This window comes from Streptomyces violaceusniger Tu 4113, from assembly GCF_000147815.2.
Lineage (GTDB): Bacteria > Actinomycetota > Actinomycetes > Streptomycetales > Streptomycetaceae > Streptomyces > Streptomyces violaceusniger_A.
Window position 1 is genome coordinate 3,900,102 of sequence record NC_015957.1, and the last position, 19,559, is coordinate 3,919,660.

At 69.4% G+C, this 19,559-nt stretch carries 14 protein-coding genes and 2 pseudogenes; 7 read left to right on the plus strand and 9 right to left on the minus strand.

Annotated features, from left to right (window positions below; genetic code table 11):
* Positions 1–3 precede the first annotated feature (3 nt).
* A complete protein-coding gene (locus STRVI_RS54360; protein ID WP_251983017.1) occupies positions 4–495 on the plus strand; it encodes a hypothetical protein in 492 nt (163 codons plus the stop codon).
* A 147-nt stretch (positions 496–642) separates the two neighbouring features.
* Positions 643–1,131, plus strand: coding sequence for a glutathione peroxidase (locus STRVI_RS16890; RefSeq protein ID WP_014056876.1), 489 nt, complete (start codon positions 643–645; stop codon positions 1,129–1,131).
* A gap of 61 nt (positions 1,132–1,192) precedes the next feature.
* Here STRVI_RS16890 and STRVI_RS16895 read toward each other — a convergent pair whose 3' ends face one another.
* Positions 1,193–3,049: a glycoside hydrolase family 9 protein gene (locus STRVI_RS16895; protein WP_014056877.1), complete on the minus strand. Its 1,857-nt coding sequence runs from the start codon at positions 3,047–3,049 to the stop codon at positions 1,193–1,195.
* A 199-nt stretch (positions 3,050–3,248) separates the two neighbouring features.
* Between STRVI_RS16895 and sigJ the strand changes: the two genes are divergently transcribed.
* The gene (gene sigJ, locus STRVI_RS16900) at positions 3,249–4,139 is read left to right on the plus strand and encodes an RNA polymerase sigma factor SigJ (RefSeq protein ID WP_014056878.1); all 891 of its coding nucleotides are present in this window, start codon (positions 3,249–3,251) and stop codon (positions 4,137–4,139) included.
* 62 nt (positions 4,140–4,201) lie between these two features.
* Here sigJ and STRVI_RS16905 read toward each other — a convergent pair whose 3' ends face one another.
* A complete protein-coding gene (locus STRVI_RS16905) occupies positions 4,202–4,789 on the minus strand; it encodes a LuxR C-terminal-related transcriptional regulator (RefSeq protein ID WP_014056879.1) in 588 nt (195 codons plus the stop codon).
* 477 nt (positions 4,790–5,266) lie between these two features.
* Between STRVI_RS16905 and STRVI_RS52065 the strand changes: the two genes are divergently transcribed.
* Positions 5,267–6,508 (plus strand): helix-turn-helix domain-containing protein, encoded by a 1,242-nt coding sequence (locus STRVI_RS52065; protein WP_150112895.1) that lies wholly within the window; start codon positions 5,267–5,269, stop codon positions 6,506–6,508.
* Here STRVI_RS52065 and STRVI_RS47950 read toward each other — a convergent pair.
* The gene (locus tag STRVI_RS47950) at positions 6,505–7,221 is read right to left on the minus strand and encodes an HAD family hydrolase (RefSeq protein ID WP_078505258.1); all 717 of its coding nucleotides are present in this window, start codon (positions 7,219–7,221) and stop codon (positions 6,505–6,507) included. The genes STRVI_RS52065 and STRVI_RS47950 overlap by 4 nt on opposite strands.
* Before the next feature lie 770 nt (positions 7,222–7,991).
* On the minus strand, positions 7,992–8,405 hold the full coding sequence (locus STRVI_RS16920; protein ID WP_014056883.1) for a hypothetical protein: 414 nt from the start codon (positions 8,403–8,405) through the stop codon (positions 7,992–7,994).
* A gap of 100 nt (positions 8,406–8,505) precedes the next feature.
* Between STRVI_RS16920 and STRVI_RS16925 the strand changes: the two are divergent.
* A pseudogene (locus tag STRVI_RS16925) lies at positions 8,506–9,272 on the plus strand (transposase).
* 109 nt (positions 9,273–9,381) lie between these two features.
* Positions 9,382–10,653 (plus strand): annotated as a pseudogene (locus STRVI_RS16930) (IS701 family transposase).
* 467 nt (positions 10,654–11,120) lie between these two features.
* Here STRVI_RS16930 and STRVI_RS16935 read toward each other — a convergent pair.
* From STRVI_RS16935 to STRVI_RS16945, 3 genes are all read right to left on the minus strand, one after another.
* On the minus strand, positions 11,121–12,032 hold the full coding sequence (locus STRVI_RS16935; protein ID WP_043236043.1) for an HpcH/HpaI aldolase/citrate lyase family protein: 912 nt from the start codon (positions 12,030–12,032) through the stop codon (positions 11,121–11,123).
* A gap of 31 nt (positions 12,033–12,063) precedes the next feature.
* The gene (locus tag STRVI_RS16940) at positions 12,064–13,275 is read right to left on the minus strand and encodes a CaiB/BaiF CoA transferase family protein (RefSeq protein ID WP_014056887.1); all 1,212 of its coding nucleotides are present in this window, start codon (positions 13,273–13,275) and stop codon (positions 12,064–12,066) included.
* A gap of 129 nt (positions 13,276–13,404) precedes the next feature.
* Positions 13,405–14,349 carry a LysR family transcriptional regulator gene (locus tag STRVI_RS16945; RefSeq protein ID WP_014056888.1) on the minus strand — a complete coding sequence of 315 codons (945 nt, stop codon included), beginning with the start codon at positions 14,347–14,349 and terminating at the stop codon, positions 13,405–13,407.
* A 145-nt stretch (positions 14,350–14,494) separates the two neighbouring features.
* On the opposite strand from STRVI_RS16945, the gene STRVI_RS16950 reads away from it, so the two are divergent.
* The gene (locus STRVI_RS16950) at positions 14,495–15,802 is read left to right on the plus strand and encodes a CitMHS family transporter (RefSeq protein WP_014056889.1); all 1,308 of its coding nucleotides are present in this window, start codon (positions 14,495–14,497) and stop codon (positions 15,800–15,802) included.
* A gap of 157 nt (positions 15,803–15,959) precedes the next feature.
* On the opposite strand, the gene STRVI_RS16955 is transcribed toward STRVI_RS16950, so the two are convergent.
* Together STRVI_RS16955 and STRVI_RS16960 are read right to left on the minus strand one after the other, a co-directional pair.
* Entirely contained in the window at positions 15,960–17,024 is a 1,065-nt protein-coding gene (locus STRVI_RS16955; RefSeq protein ID WP_014056890.1) for a zinc-dependent alcohol dehydrogenase family protein, read from the minus strand.
* A gap of 83 nt (positions 17,025–17,107) precedes the next feature.
* Positions 17,108–19,513 carry a GH92 family glycosyl hydrolase gene (locus STRVI_RS16960; protein WP_014056891.1) on the minus strand — a complete coding sequence of 802 codons (2,406 nt, stop codon included), beginning with the start codon at positions 19,511–19,513 and terminating at the stop codon, positions 17,108–17,110.
* Positions 19,514–19,559 lie beyond the last annotated feature (46 nt).

The following is a 19,559-nucleotide window of genomic DNA, read 5'->3' on the forward strand; positions in this document are numbered from 1 at the left end:
TCGTTGCAGAGCGCCGTGGCACCGCTGCTCGATCCGCCTGTGCTGCTGGACGAGGAACTGCCGGACGACCCGCCGGACGAGGAGCCGGACGAACCGCCGCCCCCGGAGCCCGACGAGGACGATCCGCCGGATGACGTGCCGCCACCACCGGTGGAGGAGGACGAGTCGTCCTCAGCACTCTTCGTCGACTTGGGCGCGGGCTTCGGCTTCGGCTTTGGCTTCGGCTTCGCGGTGACGGTCTTGGTGACCGTCACGGTGGGTGTCGGTTCGGCAGTGTGCTTCACCTGGGCGGGCTTGGCCGTGACGGTGACCGTCACCTTGGGCCTGGGCTTGTCGCCGTCCGCCGCCTTCGCGTCCTCGCCCTGGCCCGACCCTATGCCGACTCCGGCGAAGAGCAGGATGGCCGCGACCGGGATGGCGACGCGCTTGCGTGCCCATCCGGGGCGTCTCGGTGCCGGTGATGGCTGGTTATTCCAGGACATGGTCCCCCCTTGAGTGATACGTGAGGAACCGACCCTAGCCACGCTGATTGAAAAGTGAAGAGGTTGTGTGTGCTTGGTGTTCATATCGTGACCGGGCGTCACGGGTCCGTGAGCGCATAGATTTGGGCTCACCCACCGAACGACGAAGGCGGTTGATCCCATGAGCCTGTACGACATTCCCCTGCACACCCTTACCGGCGAGCCGACCTCTCTCGGTGAGCATCGGGGCGCGGCGCTGCTGGTGGTCAATGTGGCGTCCAAGTGCGGTCTCACCCCGCAGTACGAGGGGCTCGAGCGGCTGCAGCAGCGTTATGCCGAGCGCGGGTTCACCGTGCTGGGGGTTCCGTGCAATCAGTTCGCCGGGCAGGAGCCGGGGACGAGCGAGGAGATCCAGACGTTCTGCTCGACGACCTACGGCGTGTCCTTCCCGCTGCTGGAGAAGATCGATGTCAACGGCGAGCAGCGGCATCCGCTCTACGCCGAGCTGACGCGGACGCCGGACGCGCAGGGCGAGGCGGGGGATGTGCAGTGGAACTTCGAGAAGTTCCTGATCTCGCCGGAGGGTGACGTCGTGGGCCGGTTCCGGCCGCGCACCGAGCCGGAGGCGGACGACGTCGTCGCCGCGATCGAGGCGCGGCTTCCCCGGTGAAAACGACGGCGGGCGAGGGGCCCGAGGCCCCTCGCCCGCCGGGTCGATCCCGTACCCGGGCTCAGCCGCGTTCCGCGGCAAACGCGGTCAGCCACGCCAGCGGCGCGTTCCAGTTGATCGCCACCTCATTGGTGGAGTACGAGCCGATGTCGTCGATGTAGCACGCCGCGGGCGCGCAGCCCGGGAGCTTCTCCTGCGCCACCGGATCCTCCAGCCCCGCGTTGGCCCCGCCCGCGATGGATCCGGCGGGCGGGTTCGGCAGCGAGGCGTCGTACTGATGCGCCCAGAAGCGGTGGTGCTGGTTCTGCGCGGCGTGCTCGCCGTAGCCGGTGACGTACGACTGGCCGAGCGCGTTGCGGCCGAGCAGATAGTCCAGCGTCTCCAGCGCCCCGGTGCGGTAGCGCCGCTGCTTGGTGAGCTCGTAGGCGACGGCCATGACGGTCCCGTTGTTGGCCACCTGGCCGTTGGAGCCCCACACATAGCCGTCCGCCGGCAGCGGCACCCCATAGCCCTGACCGGCCATCGTGCTCAGTTGCCCATCGGCGGCAGAGACCACGGACGCGCGGACGCGGGCGAGGTCGGTGGCGGGCAGGCCGTTGGGGACGGTGGCCAGGACGATCCGGCCGAGGGGCGCGGTGTCCTGCCAGTTGAAGCCGAGCGGGGTGAACACATCGCTCGCGGTGTGGTACGGCGAGGAGGTGACCGCGTCCCGGTACCGCGCCTCCCCGGTGGTCGCGTACAGCTCCGCCGCCGCCCAGTAGAACTCGTCGCCCACCTCGGTGTCGTCGTACGCCCCACCGCCGGTGGAGTCGGAACCCGGTGCGAGCACCTCCGGGTTCGCCTGCGCGGCGGCCCAGGCACGGCGCGCGGAGTCCAGGCAGCGGGCGGCGAAGGCGGCGTCGTACGGTGCGTAGACCCGGGCGCACTGCGCCGCCGCAGCGGCCAGATTGAGGGTCGCGGCGGTGGACGGAGCATGCAGCTCACGCGGCTCGGCGTCCCGCTCCGGACGGGTGGGCAGCCCGGTCCACGCGGCGTCGTGGACCTTGTGGAAGGCCATCCCCGCCCGTGGCGCGCCCTCCGGGAGCTGCATGCGCATCAGGAACTCCAGCTCCCAGCGCCCCTCGTCGAGCACATCGGGGATCCCATTGCCGCGCTCGGGGACGCGCAGCGTGGAGTCCCCGAGCGCCGCCGCGTGCCCCGTGCGCTTCGCGCGCTCGAAGGAGTTGACGAGCTGCCAGACCGCGAGACCACCGTTGACCACGTATTTGCCCTGGTCACCCGCGTCGTACCAGCCGCCGCGCACATCCCGGGTGTAGTCGCACACCCCGCTGACGCAGGGCACGGCGGTGTCACCCCGATTGGGAGCGACCCCCAGATGGCCCGCCGGGCGTGCGTATGCCGCACCGGCCAGGGACGCCTCGATGGGGATACCGCTGCGCTGCTGGTAGAAGAAGGACATGGCGTCCGCGCGCAGCCCGTCGTAGAGGTTCGCGCGGATGTCGAAGGGATGGCTGGTCCGGCCGTCCACGGTGAGCGTGTAGCCGGTGCCCGTCCCCTGGTACGCGGAGAAGTCCACCAGATGGGCCGACTGCCCGGAGGCGGCGTCCGCGCCCCGTACGGCGGTGGTGCCCGAGGCGGCGGTGCGGCCCGCCGCGTCGCGCAGTTGCCAGGGCAGGGCGGTGGCGCTCGCGCTCACGACGGTGGCGCGTTTGGGGCCGTCCGGCAGATACCCGAGCTGATTGACCTGGACGGCGGACGGCGCGGCGGAGGCGGTGGCACGGGTGGTAAGAGCCGCGGGCGCCGCGGAGGAGTCCGCTCCGGCGGGCGCGGACTGGGCGGCGATCAGCAGCAGTGCGCCGGTCAGCAGCGCGGTGGCGGTCCGCGCACCGCGCGGACGGGGTAACAGGGGCACGGGCATGACGGACCGTCCTTGGGAAGGCGTGGAAGATATGGGAGATGTGGGAGCGCTCCCAATTTATGTAATGATGTGATCGCAGTGCGTCAAGGGACTGGACGGGTGCACGGACCACCCCGCCCCTCCGTCACATCGCACCCGGCCCATCCGTCAGCACGGTGTGGCCTGCGACGGTGCGGTTTGCGACAAGGGGATGTGACCGATGAACGAGAACCACCTTCTGGCGGAGGGCTTCGAGGCCCACCGCCGTCATCTGCGGGCGGTGGCCTACCGCATGCTCGGCTCGCTGAGCGAGGCGGACGACGCCGTCCAGGAGGCATGGCTGAGGCTCAGCCGCTCCGACACCGCCGCGGTGGAGAACCTGGGCGGCTGGCTGACCACCGTCGTCGGCCGGGTCTGCCTGGACATGCTGCGCTCGCGCACCGCCCGGCGCGAGGAGCCCCTGGGGGTGCACCTCCCCGACCCGGTCATCAGCGGTGAGACCGGGCCCGGCCCCGAGGACCAGGCGCTGCTCGCCGACTCGGTCGGCCTCGCCCTGCTGGTCGTCCTGGAGACGCTGGCCCCCGCCGAACGGCTGGCCTTCGTACTGCACGATCTGTTCGCCGTGCCGTTCGACGAGATCGCCCCCATCGTCGACCGCACCCCGGCCGCCGCCCGTCAGCTCGCCAGCCGCGCCCGCCGCCGGGTGCGGGGAGCGGCCCCGGTCCCCGACGCGGACCTGGCCCGGCAGCGCGAGGTCGTGGGCGCCTTCCTCGCCGCCGCGCGCGACGGCGACTTCGAGGGGCTGATCTCCGTACTCGACCCGGATGTCGTCCTGCGCGCCGACTACGGCCCCGCGCCCGCCCCGGCCCCGCGCGAGGTGCGTGGCGCGGCGGCCGTGGCGGACCAGGCGCTCACCTTCTCCCGCCTCAGCAGCGCGGGCCTCCTCGCCCGTCCCGCGCTCGTCAACGGGGCGGTGGGCGTGGTCAGCTCCCGGGACGGGCGGCCGTTCTCGGTGCTGGCCTTCACGGTCATGGACGGCAGGATCGCGGCGATCGACATCCTGGCCGACCCCGAGCGGCTGAGCGGGCTCGATCTGACGGTCCTGGACTGACGCCACCGGAGCGACAGGAGTCGGGGCCGAGGGCCTTCGTTGTGCTCGGGGGCGTCGGGCTGTCAGGCGCGCAGGTAGGTGAGAACGGCGAGGACGCGTCGGTGTCCCTGGCCGTCCAGGCGGAGGTCGAGTTTCTGGAGGATGCTGCTGACATGCTTGTTGACCGCGGCCTCCGTGACATAGAGGTCGCGGGCGATCTCGCCGTTGGAGCGTCCCTCGGCCATGAGGGAGAGGACTTCGCGCTCCCGGGGGGTGAGCTGCCGCAGGGGGCCATGCCGTCGGCGCAGGAGCTGGCGCACCACTTCGGGGTCCATGACCGTCGCCCCGGCGGCCACCTCCTCGACCGCGCTCGCGAATTGGGTGACGGCACTGACCCGGTCCTTGAGCAGATAGCCGATGCCGGCCTCGCTGCCCAGGTCGAGCAGATGAGTGGCGTAGGACTGCTCGATGTACTGACTGAGCACCAGGACGGGCAGGGTGGCGCGGTGATCGCGTAGCGCGACCGCGGCGCGGAGGCCGTCGTCGGCGTTGCCCGGTGGCATCCGTACATCGGTGATGACGATGTCAGGGTCGTGCTCGTGGGCCGCGGCGATCAGCGCGTCGGCGTCGCCGACCGGGCTGGGAATCGTTTCTCCGGAATGCCCTGGCAACAACTGTCTCCACGGGTCTGCGATGTTCCGGCCGATCGTCCCAGCCACGCCATGGCGTGGCGACAGCGGGTGCCCCAGCTCCCGGGGGCGCAATGCGTGGCGGGCGTCCGGTTCCCGGTGCTGACGGTGCGGGTCGGGGGCAGTGTGTCCGTGCCGTATCTGCCCGGGGTGCGCACGGGGTCCACTCGCCAGTGACGTTCAACGGTCACGAGGAACTGACTATGGTTCAGCCCTTGTTGCTCGGTGTGGAGGATGGCCCAGTGCGCGACGGGATCGAGGTTGCCGTCCACCCGCCCCGACGTGGCGGGGCACGTCATGCACTCGGCGAGATAGATGCCGTCCGGCGCTCCCTGCTGCCGAGTCTTTCGGGCATACATTGCTCTGAGCGGTGACTCACTGGTGACTGGGTGGTGACTGCAACTCGGCGATGACTGTGACTGGCGACTGCGCGGTGACTGTGGCTCGTACGATGGATTCATGAGCAGCGGCGGGGACTTCGCACGTATGGTCCGAGTATCACTGCGTGAGCAGAAGTTGAGCATCCGGGCGGCTTCACGAGCCATGAACTACGACCATGCGTTCCTGTCCCGTGTACTTTCCGGAAAACAGCGTCCTTCTGCCGAACTTGCAGCATCGCTCGATGCTTTGCTTGGCGCTGACGGCAAACTCACAGAGAAGGCAGGTGAGTTGATCGGCAACACCGAGGAATGCGAATCGCGAAACATTTCGGATTCGGCGAATGGTGGCGAGGGTGCCGTCTTTCGTGACCTTAAAGGTATGGCGGGTGCTCCGACGCTTGGGATTTCTCCATTTGATGGTATGGCGCTCCAAGAGAGCGGCGAGCATATGCTGAAAATGTTCCTTCATCTCGATGACGAACTGGGAGGCGACAGTCTCTTTCTCCCGCTATCACGATATGTTTCCCGGATGGCTGTCAACGTGCGCGAAAAAATTCCCAGCGGCGCGTTAATTGTGTTCGGTCAGCTTAATCAGATGGTGGGATGGCTAGCACTTGATGCGAATAACCATGCTGCTGCGAGAAATTATTTCAACGAGGCCGTTCGGGTCGGGCATGAGGCCGACAACCCAGGGCTCAAGGCCAGTGCGCTTGCGTACATGAGTTTGCAGGAAACTTATCGAGGACGGCAAACGCCCGCTCTCTCATTCGCTCAAGAAGCAATTACTCTAAACTCGCATCAGCTAACACCACTCATCCGTACGATGCTCGGGACGAGACTGGCCAGAGCACACGCGTGCCTGGGGAACGGAGCATCGTGCCTGAAAGCGCTGGACGCCGCGAGAAACGACTTCGATCAGGTGGGGAGCCTGGAGGAACCAGGCTACGTCTCTTACGTTGATGCTATTGAAGTAGCCGCACAGGAGGGGGCTTGCTATCTCGACCTCGGGATGAGTCAGAAGGCAGTCACTTCACTTACCAGCGCCATTGGTCTGTTGAGCATCCATGCCCCAAACCGAGTTCGCGACAGAGTCCACTACCTTTCTCGACTTGCTAAGTGCTATCTCCTTGACGGGGAGGTTGAGCAAGCGTGTCAGACGGGGAGCCACGCGCTGGACCTTAGCCGCATGATTGGTTCAGCACGCGTCGCTGATAGACTGGGAGAATTTGCGGTGTCACTTGCGCCGTACAGTGGAGTTTCCAGCGTTATCGACTTTAGGGAGAAGTATCGAGTGGCCGCGCAGGAACTAGCTTGGTTCTAGCTTCCCTGCGAGTCAAAGACTGTGTTGCGTAGCTCCTCTATGCTCGTCAGGTCAGTGAGTACCAAATCAGCGCCGCACTTTTCTAGCACCTTAACGGAACTTCTTCCGGTTGCTACTCCGACCGCGAATACGCCAGCATCGCGGGCGCCTTTAATGTCATGCGGCGTGTCGCCAATGACGAATGTTCGCTTGCCAGCGAAGGAAGTATGGTACTTCTCTTCGGCCCGTTCGCAAGCGAGCCGAACAAGCACAGCCCGGTCGCTTCCGTCATCGCCGTAGCCGCCTACCTCAAGGTCGAGGCTATCCGCAAGATTGAATGCGCTGAGCTTTGTTTTGGCGATGGACCGGATATTTCCAGTCACCACGGATTGCACTACGCGCCCATCCTGGAGGGCGTAAAGAGCATCAGCGGCCCCCGGTAAAGAGCGTCCGGATTCCCGAATGCGCCCTTCCAATTTGTGTGCGGCTACACCAAGCGCAGAGCAGAAGCGCGAAACAGATGCCTGGGAAACCTCGACATCATTCAATTCAAGGGTCTCGGTGATAATGGCGCGTTCCGTGCGGCCGGTCATGGAAGCCAGCCGACTAAGGGGGCGCCCGATTGCCGACCTGAAGGCATGTTCGTAGATGTCACGGCTGACGCCACCAATACTCACAAGGGTATGGTCCACGTCCCACAATACGAGTGCTGAATCTCGCTGGCTCTTCGACACCCAGGCATCGTCTCATGCCAAGTCATCATCGGGAAGTCCGCTGCCGCAGCGGTCATCAGCGCAGACGTCAAGCCCCCGCACCCGCCACAGTTTGGCGGAAACGGGGGTATCGCGGCTCGGCGGACAATGTGAACGGGGAATCATGGATCAAGGACTGGCCGCTCTACTGGGCGCGGTTGTTGGAGCACTGGCCACAGGGGGTGCAACATACCTAACCGCCATAGCCACGGAAAGTACACATAAGAAGCAAGCGCGCCGAGATGTGTACCACACTTACTTACAGGAGTTCCTGGCTCTGAGAATACGCCTGGCGCGACTTTCCGTCGCCCTACTCCCCAGTCCTAGGCGAGCACAGTGGATGACTCGCAGCAGCAGTGCGCCGGAATCCTTGCGCTCGGGCGGCTTTACCCCGTCGGCTTCGGGGCGAGCAGCGCGCCACCTGATCGAACTCCTCACGCGTGAGAATCGAGGTCTCGATTGCCATAACGGGCACGCCCTGATCGGCCCGCACGGGGCTGCGCTTGTGCATCTTCCACCCCATGAGCGCGAGGTTCGTCATGCATCTTGACCAGGGTCCGAGAACGCCGTTGCGCGGGACGCCTGGCAAGCTCGGCGCTTCCGGTTCCGCAGCGGTGTTCTTCGTGTGGGCTTGGTGGGCTGCCCAGTGCGCGGACGGCGATAGAACCCTGTCCCGGTTGAGCATCTGCGCAATGGCGTGCGGAGTCTTCCCCGACACTAAAAGCTGTCCCACAATTCCAGGAGGCTGAGGGTCATGCTGTGTTCGGGGCGGTGCCGATGGCGCCGGCCGAGCGCAGCGAACGCCCGAGGTCTTCAGTGAGGATGCGGGGGTGTCGCCGCCACCACCACAGGTCGGGGCCGGGCAGCCTGTGGAACTGGTCGAGTGCTTGGCCGTCGTCGTCGATGGTCGCGGCCTTGTAACGGTCGTCCAAGGCTCTGATCTTCGGGGTCCAGAGCTGGACGATGTGTTCGTCCAGCAGGAGCCACGCCTCGTGCAGCCAGTTTCGGCAGTACAGATCGTTGGTGTACTCGTAGATGTCGTCGCCGTAGCCACGCTCGATGGCGCTCACCAGGGCGGCCCACGCGTTCACCCTTTCAGCGACTGTGAATGCCGTCCGCCAGCCGCGCTGGTGCAACAGCTCTCCCACCTCGGTTTCAGTAGCCACAGGCGTGAGGCTCTCATGCCGAATCCGTCCGGGCGACCGAGATGTGTCCCGCCAGAGGCCGACGGGCCCCGCAGGATGATCAAGATGAGACGATCTCGCCGTGGCTGGTGTGATCACGGCTTCGGAGCCGTCCTGGATAGCCCCGTTCACCGGGCTGAGCCGCGGCAGTTCGGCAAGCTGGTGACAGCTCTGCGGCGCGATGGTGCGGACGCGGTCCGCAGGGGCCGACCGTGGAGCCTGCCGCTGGAGGACCGGGCACTGCTGGTCGCGGCGTACTGGCGCACGAACCTGACCATGCGCCAACTGGCGCCGTTGTTCGGGGTGTCCAAGTCGGCGGCGGACCGGATCATCGATAACCTCGGGCCGATGCTCGCCCTCCAGCCCCGCAAGCGGTTCGCGAAGGACACTGTGCTGATCGTGGATGGCACCCTGGTGCCCACCCGCGATCACACCGTCGCCGAGCAGTCGAAGAACTACCGGTACTCCACCAACCACCAGGTCGTCATCGACGCCGACACCCGCCTCGTCGTGGTGGTCGGCCAACCCCTGCCCGGCAACCGCAACGATTGCAAGGCGTGGGTGGAGTCCGGCGCGAAGGCCGCCGTCGGCACGACCATGACCATCGCCGACGGCGGCTATCCGGGCACCGGGCTCGTGATGCCACACCGGCGCCGCAAGGGCGAGGAGTTGCCCGACTGGAAGCAGGCCCACAACAAGTCCCACAAGCAGGTCCGCGCTCGCGTCGAGCACGTCTTCGCCCGCATGAAGAGCTGGAAGATCCGCCGCGACTGCCGCCTCAAAGGCGTCGGCGTCCACCACGCCATGCTCGGCATCGCCCGCCTGCACAACCTCACCCTCACCGGCTGACGACGGAACGAGCAGGTCAGCGAGCACGGCCGAGATCATTTACGGGACAACCCCTAGTAGGACTCCGTTAGGTCTTCCGGTTCGGCCTGTTCCTGGGCATGTTGGGTGGATGGACGCACATGAAGTGAACCGTGTTCGGGCGAAGTTGGCGTTATACGTGGCTGACGTGTTCACGTCGGTGCCGCGCAAGGACCAGCGGGCCAAAGGCGACTGCTACCTGCGGGGACTGATGTTGGACGGCCGCCGCAAGTCGATCCAGGCCATGGCCTAGCGGCTGCCGGACGGCAACGAACAGAACCTGCAGCAGTTCGTGAACCAGTCCACCTGGGACCCGGCGCCGGTGCAGCGGCGGATCTGCGAACGCATGCTGCCACTGGTCAACCCGACGGCCTGGGTGATCGACGACGTGTCGCTGCCCAAGGACGGAAGAATGTCGGTCGCCGTGGCTCCGCAGTACTGCGGAGCTCTGGGCAAGCGCGCCAACTGCCAGGTCGCGGTCAGCGTCCACGCCGCCAGTGACACGGCCTCCTGTCCACTGCAGTGGCGGCTGTTCCTGCCCAAGGAGTGGGCGGCGGACACTGACCGCAGGACCGTCACCCGCATCCCGCCCGAGGCCGGGCACCGCGAGAAGTGGCGGCTGGCTCTGGACATGCTCGACACGCTGGCCAGCTGGGGCATGAGGCCGCCGGTCGTGGTGGCCGACGCCGCCTACGCACACCTGCGGGCCAGCCTGGCAGAGCGGGGAATCGACTACATGCTGGCCGTCCGCGCGGACGTGACCGCCCACCCATTCAACGCCCAACCGACAGCCCCGGACCGCAAGGGCCCCGTCGGCTGCTGGCCCCAGCCCCGCTACCGCCGCCCCGCACCCTCGGTGGCAGCCCTTGCCACCGGCCTCGGACAGGAGGCGTTCACCTCCCTCACCTGGCGGCAGGGCTCACGCGGCGAATTACGTTCCCGCTTCGCCGCCGTGCGCGTCCGCCCGGCCGGCAACGCCGTCGAACGACCCATCCGGGCCGCCGCCTCGACCGAACAGGGCTGGTGGGACGGCATCCTGCCCGACTGCTGGCTGGTCGTCGAATGGCCCGAAGAGGCCGAGGCTCCCACCGACTACTGGCTGTCCAACCTGCCGGCCGACACTCCGATTGCCGACCTGGTCCGTCTGGCGAAGGTCCGCTGGCGCATCGAGCACGACTACCGCGAACTCAAGCACGGCCTGGGCCTGGACCACTTCGAAGGCCGGTCCTGGCCCGGCTGGCACCACCACGTCACCCTCGTGACCGCGGCCCACGCGTTTCTCACCGAACAACGTCTGGCCCCAAAAGCACCTGGACCGCACTCACTCTCTACCAGATCCTCGACGACCTCCAAGACATCCTGAGGTGCTGGACCGGCACCTGCACCACCTGCCACCAGCCCCTCCCCACCAGGACGACAACACCTAGATCAAGACAGACCTAACGGAGTCCTACTAGGGCCGGGACGTTCCGCTCAATGACCCACACCGCGCCGGGGTCCGGGTCCGGAATAAGCGTTCACCCGACCCCGCCGTGTTCGACGGGCATGGGGCGGGTAGGTAGCCGTACGGGGAACGACCGCCGCCCCTTCATCGCAGCGCAATCCTGCGCATGGCCGACTGTCACCCGGTTACTGATGCTCTGCGACTTCACCTGAGCGGCGAAGGTCAGCATGACCATCATCGACGACCTGCTGCGATACCGCCACTGTCGGTCACTCCAGAATTACCCGTCTGGAGCATCGGGAAGGGGCGGGGTGGGACAAGGTCCGGTAGCCGGCGCGAGCGTGGGGGCAAGCGTCTCGTCGCCGACGCGAGTGTGGGGCCAGCCGTCACCCCCCGCCGTGGCGGGCCAGGGTGTGGCGGGCTGTTGCCGCCATCGCCTCGTCGACCATCCGGCCCTCGAAGAGCACCGCCCCCGCGCCCTTCGCCTGTGCCCGCTCCACCGCCGCGATCAGCCGTTCACAGCGGGCCAGCTCCTCGGCGTCGGGTGCGAACACCTCGTTGACCACCGGCACATGGGACGGGTGGATCACCGCCATCCCCTCGTAGCCGAGGGCGCGGTTCTGCTCGGCGAAGCGCCGTAGCCCCGCGAGGTCCGCCACGTCCGCCCATAGCCCGGCCACCGGGTGGGGGCGGTCCGCGGCGCGTGCGTCGAGCAGCGCGCGGGCCCGCAGTTCACGGGTCTCCTCGCCCTGCGGGGTCCAGCGGTAGCCGATCGCCCGCTCCACATCCCCGCCCGGGGCGGTCACCGCGCCCAGGTGGGCGATCCGGGCGGCGGCCCGGCCGATGGCGTACGCCTCGCGCAGTCCGCGTGCCGTTTCCAGCAGCGGCAGCAGGGCGAAATGGCCCTCGGGCAGGCCGTGTTCGCGCTCGCACCACGCCAGCAGCCGGTCGGCGGTGGTCACGTCCTCGGGGCCGCTCACCTTGGGCAGCACGATGCCGTAGAGCCCGGGACGGGCCACCGCTCGCAGGTCGTCGGCGCCCTGCCAGCCCGTGGCGCGGTCCAGTGCGTTGATCCGTACGAGCAGGCGTATTGGAGCGGGCGTTCCGGCCGTCACCTGGTCGGCAGCCACGGCCTCGGCCACGGCCTCGCGTGCCGCCGCCTTGCCGACCTCCGGGACGGCGTCCTCCAGGTCGAGGATGGCCGCGTCGGCGCCCGCCGCCTCCGCTTTGGGCAGCCAGTCGGTCCGGCTGCCGGGCACGAAGAGCAGGGAGCGCAGGGGGACACGACGTGTCGTCACGCCCGTCGTGTGCGTCGCGCCCGTATCGCCGTCAGATGACACCTTCGGCCTCCAGTTTCGCCAGCCGTCCGTCGTCGATGCCCAGCCACTTCCCGTAGACCAGCGCGTTGTCCGCGCCGAGGGCGGGGCCGGTCCGCCACACGGCACCGGGGGAGCGGTGGAAGCGCGGGATCACCGACTGCATCCGCACCGGGCCGAGGTCGGCGTCGTCCACCGTGATGATGTCCTCGCGTTCGGCGTAGACCGGGTCGGTGGCGATGTCGGCGGCGGTGAACACCCGCGAGGCCACCACCTCGGCCCGTTCGAACGCCGCCAGGCACTCGGCCGCCGGGCGCGCCGCGACCCAGTCCCGCAGCGCCGTGTCGAGCCGCTCGCGCCCCGCGTGCTGCTGGTCCACGGTGGCGAACTCCCCGTCGGGCAGGCCCAGCAGCCGCACCACATTGCGCACCGAGCGGTTGGTGGCGGAGGTGACGGTGAGCCAGTCGCCGTCGGCGCTGCGGTAGGTGTTGATGACGGCGGCCGGGGCGACGGCCAGTTGGTTGCCCGCCCGCTCGGGGGCCGTGCCGAGCTGGTCGTACGCGATGATCTGCCACTCCACCAGGCGGTACAGGGGCTCGAACAGCGCCAGGTCGATCCATTCGCCGTCGAAGTCCGGGTCGGTGTCACGGCGGTGCAGGGCGGCCAGGATCGCGAACGCGCCCATCAGCCCGGTGACCGCGTCACCGTGCGAGAAACCGGTGTGCACGGGCGGGCCGTCCGGGAAGCCGGTCAGATGGACCACACCGCTGCGGGCCTCGCCCATCTTCCCGAAGCCGGGCGCGTCGGCACGGGAAGAGGTCGCGCCGAAGCCGGAGATCTGCAGCAGGATCGCGGTGGGGTTGAGCGCGTGGACGGCCTCCCAGTCCAGGCCCCAGGCGCGCAGGCGGCCCGCCCGGAGGGTCACGATCACCACATCGGCCCACGCGATCAGCTCCCAGGCGACGTCGCGGCCCTCCTCGTGGTGCAGATCCAGGGTCACGGAGCGCTTGTTGCGGCCCGCCACCTTGAACCAGAGCGGAACGCCGTCGCGCCGCGGCCCCATCGCCCTCGCCGCGTCACCGGAGCCCGGCGGCTCCACGTGGACGACGTCCGCCCCCTGGTCGGCGAGCATCCCTCCGGCGAGCGGGCCCGCCACCACATGGGCGAACTCCACCACCTTCAGCCCTGTGAGCTGTCCCTGCCGTGTGCTGGTCTGGTCCTCCATGCGGCCAGGCTGCGGGGTGGGGTGTATGCGCGTCCAGCAATGAAGGGGGATCAATTCATGCGGATCTCGCAAGGATGGCGGAAGGATGACGCAAGGACCCCGCACGGGCCGGGTGGCGCCCCCGCGGCCTCACCACGGACCGTCGTCCGCCTCCTCCCACACCACCCCCGCCGGCAGGGCATCGGCGGCGGAGCGGAACTCCTCCAGTTGGTCCAGGAAGCGGCGCGCCCCCGGCGGCAGGGTGCGGCGCGTCGGCAGGACGACATACAGCCGGCGCTCCACCACCGGCCCCACCAGCGGGCGCCGCACCAGCCGGCCCGGCACCATCAGCGGATGGACCAGGGCCGGCAGCGCGGAGACGCCGAGCCCGGCGGCCACCAGCCCGCCCACCGTGGCCACGTTCGACGCCTCGGCCGCCGGGTTCGCCTCCATACCGGCCTGGGCGAAGGCCGCGTCGGTCATCCGGCGCACGCTGGAGTCGGTGCCCACCGCGAGAAACGGCTCCCGGCCCAGCTCCTCCCAGGTCACCTCCTCCCGCTCGGCCAGCGGATGGTGCTCCGGGAGCACCGCGTCGAAGCGGTCGCGCACCAGCGGCCGCAGCCGTACGCCGGGGGCGCGCCGGGCCACCGTGCTGACCGCGAAGTCGGCGTCCCCGTCGACCACCCGCTCCAGCACCGAGCGTTCGAGCCCGTCCAGCAGCCGTACGGTCATCTCCGGGCGCCGCGCGCGGAAGGCGGAGATCACCGGCGGCAGCAGCACGGCCGCGACCGACGGCAGGGTCGCCAGGGCCACCGCACCGCGTTCACCGGCCCCGTAGCGCCCAAGCTGGGCCAGGCCCGCGCGGTGCGCGGAGAGGATCTGGTCGGCGATCCGCAGCGCCTCGGCGCCCGCCGGGGTGAGCCGCACATTGCGGGTGTCCCGCTCCAGCAGCCGCATCCCCAGCGTCCGTTCCAGATCGGCGACCGCACGGCTCAGCGACGACTGGGACACATGCAGTTCGGCGGCGGCCGCGGTGAAGCTCACGGCGCGCGCGACCGCCGCGTACGCGGTGAGCTGGCGCAGGGTGACGTCCATGGTCCGTGAGCGTAGGCGCGGGTGGCCGCGCGGCGGAACTGTTGCGCAGATCGCATGGATAGATCTGTGTTCAATGCTGGACGCGGATCTTTCCCCGCTCGGAAACTCTTCGGCAGCACCCGACCGGACGAGGAAGCGAGCGGCCATGCTGGCAGCACTGGGATTCTGCACGATCGGCGGCTTCCTGCTGCTGACCATGTTCAAACGGGTCTCGGTGCTGGTCGCCCTCGTTCTCACGCCCGTGGTCACCGCGGTCATCGGCGGATACGGCGACGATCTGGGCCCGATGGCGCTCGACGGGCTGTCCAAGGTGGCCCCGACGGGCATCATGATCGCCTTCGCGGTGCTCTACTTCAGCCTGATGATCGACGCGGGCCTCTTCGAACCGTTGATCCGCGGCATTCTGCGCGTCGCCAAGAACGACCCGGTACGGATCACGGTCGGCACCGCCGTGCTGACCGTGTGCGTCGGGCTCGACGGCGACGGCGCCTCGACCTTCCTCATCACCATCTCCGCGCTGCTCCCCGTCTATCAGCGGCTCGGGATGAGCCGGCTGGTGCTCGCCGGGGTGGTCGGCCTGGGCGCGGGCGTGATGAACATGATTCCGTGGGGCGGGCCGACGGCCCGCGCCGCCGCGGCCCTGAAGATCGACACGTCCGACATCATCACGCCGCTGCTGCCCGCCCTCGCCGCCGGTATCGCCTGGGTGCTCCTCGCCGCCTACCTCATCGGACGCCGTGAGCGGCGGCGGCTCGAAGCCCTCGAGCCCGCCCCGCCTGCCGAGGTGGCGGTCGGGGACGGCCCCGGCACCCCCCGGGTCGCCGCCCGCCCCGGCCTCGCGCTGACCGTCTTCAATCTGCTGCTCACCGTGGCGCTGCTGGTCTGCCTGGTGCTGGAGGCCATGCCGCTGCCCGTGCTCTTCGTCTTCGCCTTCGTCCTCGCGCTGCTGGTCAACCACCCCCGCTGGGAGGACCAGCAGGAGCTGCTGGAGAAGCACGGCAAGAGCGTGGTGCTCGTCATCACCATGATCTTCGCGGCCGGGGTGTTCACCGGCGTCCTCGGCGGCACCGGGATGATCGGGAAGATGGCGGAGGCGCTGGTCGACATCATCCCCGACGGGCTCGGCGGACATCTACCGGTGCTCGTGGCCGTCACCAGCATGCCGCTGAGCCTCGTCCTCACCCCGGACGCCTACTACTTCGGCGTGCTGCCGGTGCTCGCCGGGACCGCCGACGCCTTCGGCACCGACCACGCCGAGATCGCCCGTGCCGCCGTCCTCGGCCAGATGACCACCGGCTTCCCGCTGAGCCCGCTCACCGCCGCGACCTTCATCCTCCTCAGCATGAGCGGGGTGCAGCTCGGGGAGCACCAGCGCTTCCTCTTCCGCTGGGCCTTCGGCACCACGCTCGTGATGACCGCCGCCGCCCTCGCGACGGGCGCCGTGCCGCTCTGACCCGGACCGCCCACGCCCCCGTCGCGGCCGTTCCGGCGGCAGGGACGGGAGCTGGGGGACCAGCGGGACGGTGTGAGGGCCGCGCCGGGACGGTCCGTCAGCCTCCGGTCAGCGGCGGGACGGTCCGTCAGTTCCCGGTCAGCGCCGGGACGGCCCGTCAGTTCCCGGTCAGCGGCGGGCGGTGCGGTTCGATGACGGTGACCCCGCCCCTGGCCCCCGACGCCATCGTGGACAGCGCCTCCGGGACCGCGTCCAGCCCGATGACATCGGTGACCAGCAGATCCGGCCGCAGCGAACCGGCCTCGACCATCTCCATCATCGGGCCGTAGGCGTGGGCGGCCATGCCATGGCTGCCCAGCAGGCGCAGCTCCTGCGCGATGACCCGGTCCATCGGGATCATCGGGGTCCCGGCGGCCGGTGGCAGCAGCCCGACCTGGACATGGCGGCCGTGGCGGCGCAGGCTCTTGATGGACGCCGCGCAGGTCCGCGGCGAGCCCAGCGCGTCGAGCGAGACATGCGCGCCGCCGCCCGTGGCGTCCGCGACCGCCTCCGCCACCGAGCCCAGCGTGGACGCCACGTCCACGCACACCGCCGCGCCGAACCGGGCCGCGAGGGCGAGCGCTTCCGGTGAGATGTCCACCGCCACCACCCGGGCCCCGGCCGCGGCGGCGATCATCACCGCGGACAGCCCCACCCCGCCGCAGCCGTGCACCGCGACCCACTCGCCCGGGGCGACCTGGCCCTGGGCGACGACGGCGCGGAAGGCGGTGGCGAAGCGGCAGCCCAGACCGGCGGCCGTGGTGAACGACAGCTCGTTGCGTATCCCGACCAGATTCACATCGGCGTTCTCGATCGCGACGTATTCGGCGAACGAGCCCCAGTGGGTGAACCCGGGCTGCGTCTGCCGCTCGCACACCTGCTGGGCACCTTCCGCGCAGGCGGCACAGCGCCCGCAGGCACACACGAAGGGCACGGTGACCCGTTGCCCCGGGCGCCAGTTGAGGACGTCGGGCCCGACCGCCTCTATCACCCCCGCCAGCTCATGGCCGGGGACATGCGGCAGCCGGATGTCCGGGTCGTGGCCCATCCAGCCGTGCCAGTCGCTGCGGCACAGCCCGGTCGCCTCGACGCGGATCACCACGCCGCGCGGGGAGGGAGCGGGGTCCTCGACGCTCCGGACCTCGGGCCGGCGCCCGAAGTCGTCGAACACCACAGCACGCATGGACACCCGCTCCCTCGCTCGACCACACCCCCAGGCCCGTGTGTCCAGGCGGGCCCTAGAACCTACACCACAACGGGCCGGTATCAGCCCTTGCGGGGGGCGCCCACCGAGGGCGGTTCCGCGCCCGGGCCGGTGCCCCAGGACGACGGCTGTGTGGACAGCCGGTGGGCCAGCTTCCCGCCGTGGGCGATCTGGTCCCAGTCCAGCCAGGTCCGCGCCACCTGACGGCCGCCCAGCGAGACGCCGCGCACATACCGCTTGGCGTCGCTCGCGCCCGGTGCGGTGACCGTCAGCGTGCCGCCCTGCCGGGTGCCGTACGCTCCGATGCGGACCACGGCCGAGGCGAACTGCGGGCTGGACAGGGCGAGGAAGTCCCCGCCGCTCATCGTCGGGTACAGGCCCAGCGAGGAGAAGATGTACCAGGCCGACATCGTGCCGAGGTCGTCATTGCCGGTCATCCCGTCCGGCCCGGTGGTGAACAGGGTCATCGCCGCCCGTACCGCGGTCGCCGCCTTCGCGGGCGCGCCCGCCCACAGATACATGTACGGGGCGTGCAGATCGGGCTCGTTGTTGGGGTTGTAGGTGGGCTTGCCGTAGTAGTCGTACGGGGCGGAGATCCAGTCATTGCGGGCCGTGCCCGCCGGGTCGGTGAGCAGCTTGTCGTAGGCGAAGAAGGCGTCGAGCCGCTTCTCGGCCGCGCGCCTGCCGCCCATCAGCTCCACCAGACCGGCCGGGTCCTGCGGCACCAGCCACTGGTACTGGTAGGCGCCGCCCTCGTGGAACTGCTTGCCCGCCTCCACCGGGTCGTACGGGGTCACCCACGCGCCGTCGGCCGTGCGCGGCCGGAAGTGGCCGATCGACGGGTCCCACAGCGTGCGGAAGGTCTGGCCGCGCTCGGCGAACATCCGGGCGTCGGCGCGGTGTCCGAGCCCGCGCGCCATCAGGGCGAGCGCGGCGTCCGCGGCGGAGTACTCCAGGGTGGCCGAGGCGGGGTGGACGCAGTCGTTGTCACCGCCCTTGTCGGCGCAGTCGGTGCCGAGCTTCAGCCCCGAGGGGACGTAGCCCAGCTTGCGGTAATAGTCCACTCCGGAGCGGCCGTTGTAGGGGGAGTCGGCGGGCGGGGTGCTGGTCGCGTTCTTCTTCAGAAGTGCGTACGCCTCGTCCTCGTGCCCGGCCAGCAGCCCCTTGGACCACGCCTCGACGAGGAACGGGGTCACCGGGTCACCCGTCATGATGTTGGTCTCGCTGTTGGCCAGCGCCCAGCGCGGCAGCCAGCCGCCGTCCCGGCCGATGGAGACGACCGACAGCGCGACATCGCGGGCCACCCCCGGCTCCAGCAGTTCCAGTAGCTGGTTCTGCGGCCGGTAGGTGTCCCACAGCGAGAAGTTCTGGTACGGCGTATAGCCGGAGGCGGTGTGGGTCGCGCCGTCGAAACCGGTGTAGCGGCCGTCCACGTCGCCCGCCACATTGGGGTGCAGTTGCGCGTGGTACAGCGCGGTGTAGAAGGCGCGCTGCCGCTCCTCGGTGCCGCCGCCGACCCGGATCGCGTCGAGCTTCTTGCGCCAGGTGTCGTGCAGCGCGGCGCGGGTGGCGTCGAAGTCGTAGGAGTCCCCGGTCTCGGCCGTAAGGTTCTTACGGGCGCCTTCCGGCCCGGTGTACGACAGCCCGACCTTGACCACCACATCCCGGTCCTGGCTCGCGTCGAAGCCGGCCCAGGCGCCGTTGCCGCCCTCTCCGGCCGCCTCGCGGGAGCCGGGGGAGGGGGTCGTGCCGCGCCAGGTGCCGTAGGAGGCGAAGGGGCGGTCGAAGGTGGCGGTGAAGTAGACGGTGTGCCGGTCTTTTCCGGCGCAGAAGTTCCCGGCCTCCACCCGGCCCTCGACGGTCCGGTCCCCGACCACGCGGATCTCGGAGCCGAAGACGTTCTGATTGGCCTTGCCGGTGTTGAACAGCACATTGGCCGCGCCGGTGGCCGGGAAGGTGTAGCGCTGCCAGCCGGTGCGCCGGGTAGCGGTCAGTTCGGCGTCGATGCCGTAGGTCTTCAGCCCCACCCGGTAGTAGCCCGGGGTGGCCTCCTCGTCGTCATGGCTGTACGTGGAGCGGTAGTGGTCCGGGTCGACGTCGGTGACCGCACCGGTCGTCGGCATGATGGGCAGCTCGCCCGCGACCCCGCAGCCGACGCCGGAAAGATGGGTCTGGCTGAAGCCGTGGATGGCGTTCTGGTCGTAGTCGTAGCCGCCCTGACCGCCGGTGTCCGGGCTGACCTGGACCATGCCGAACGGGGCGCTCGCGCCGGGGAAGGTGTTGCCGAAGTTCTCGGTGCCCACGAAGGGGTGGACCAGCGAGGTGGGGTCGGCCGGAGGGTCCCCGGCCGTGGAGGCGGCCGCCGCCCCCGGCGGTCCCAGCAGACCGCCGCCCAGCAGCGCCGCCGTCATCACCCCCGCGACCGTGCCCGCCGCGCGCGCACGGATTCCACCGATCAGCGACCGCATGGGACGCACCTCCGCTTGACAACGTTGTCCGACCAGGGTCGCGAAA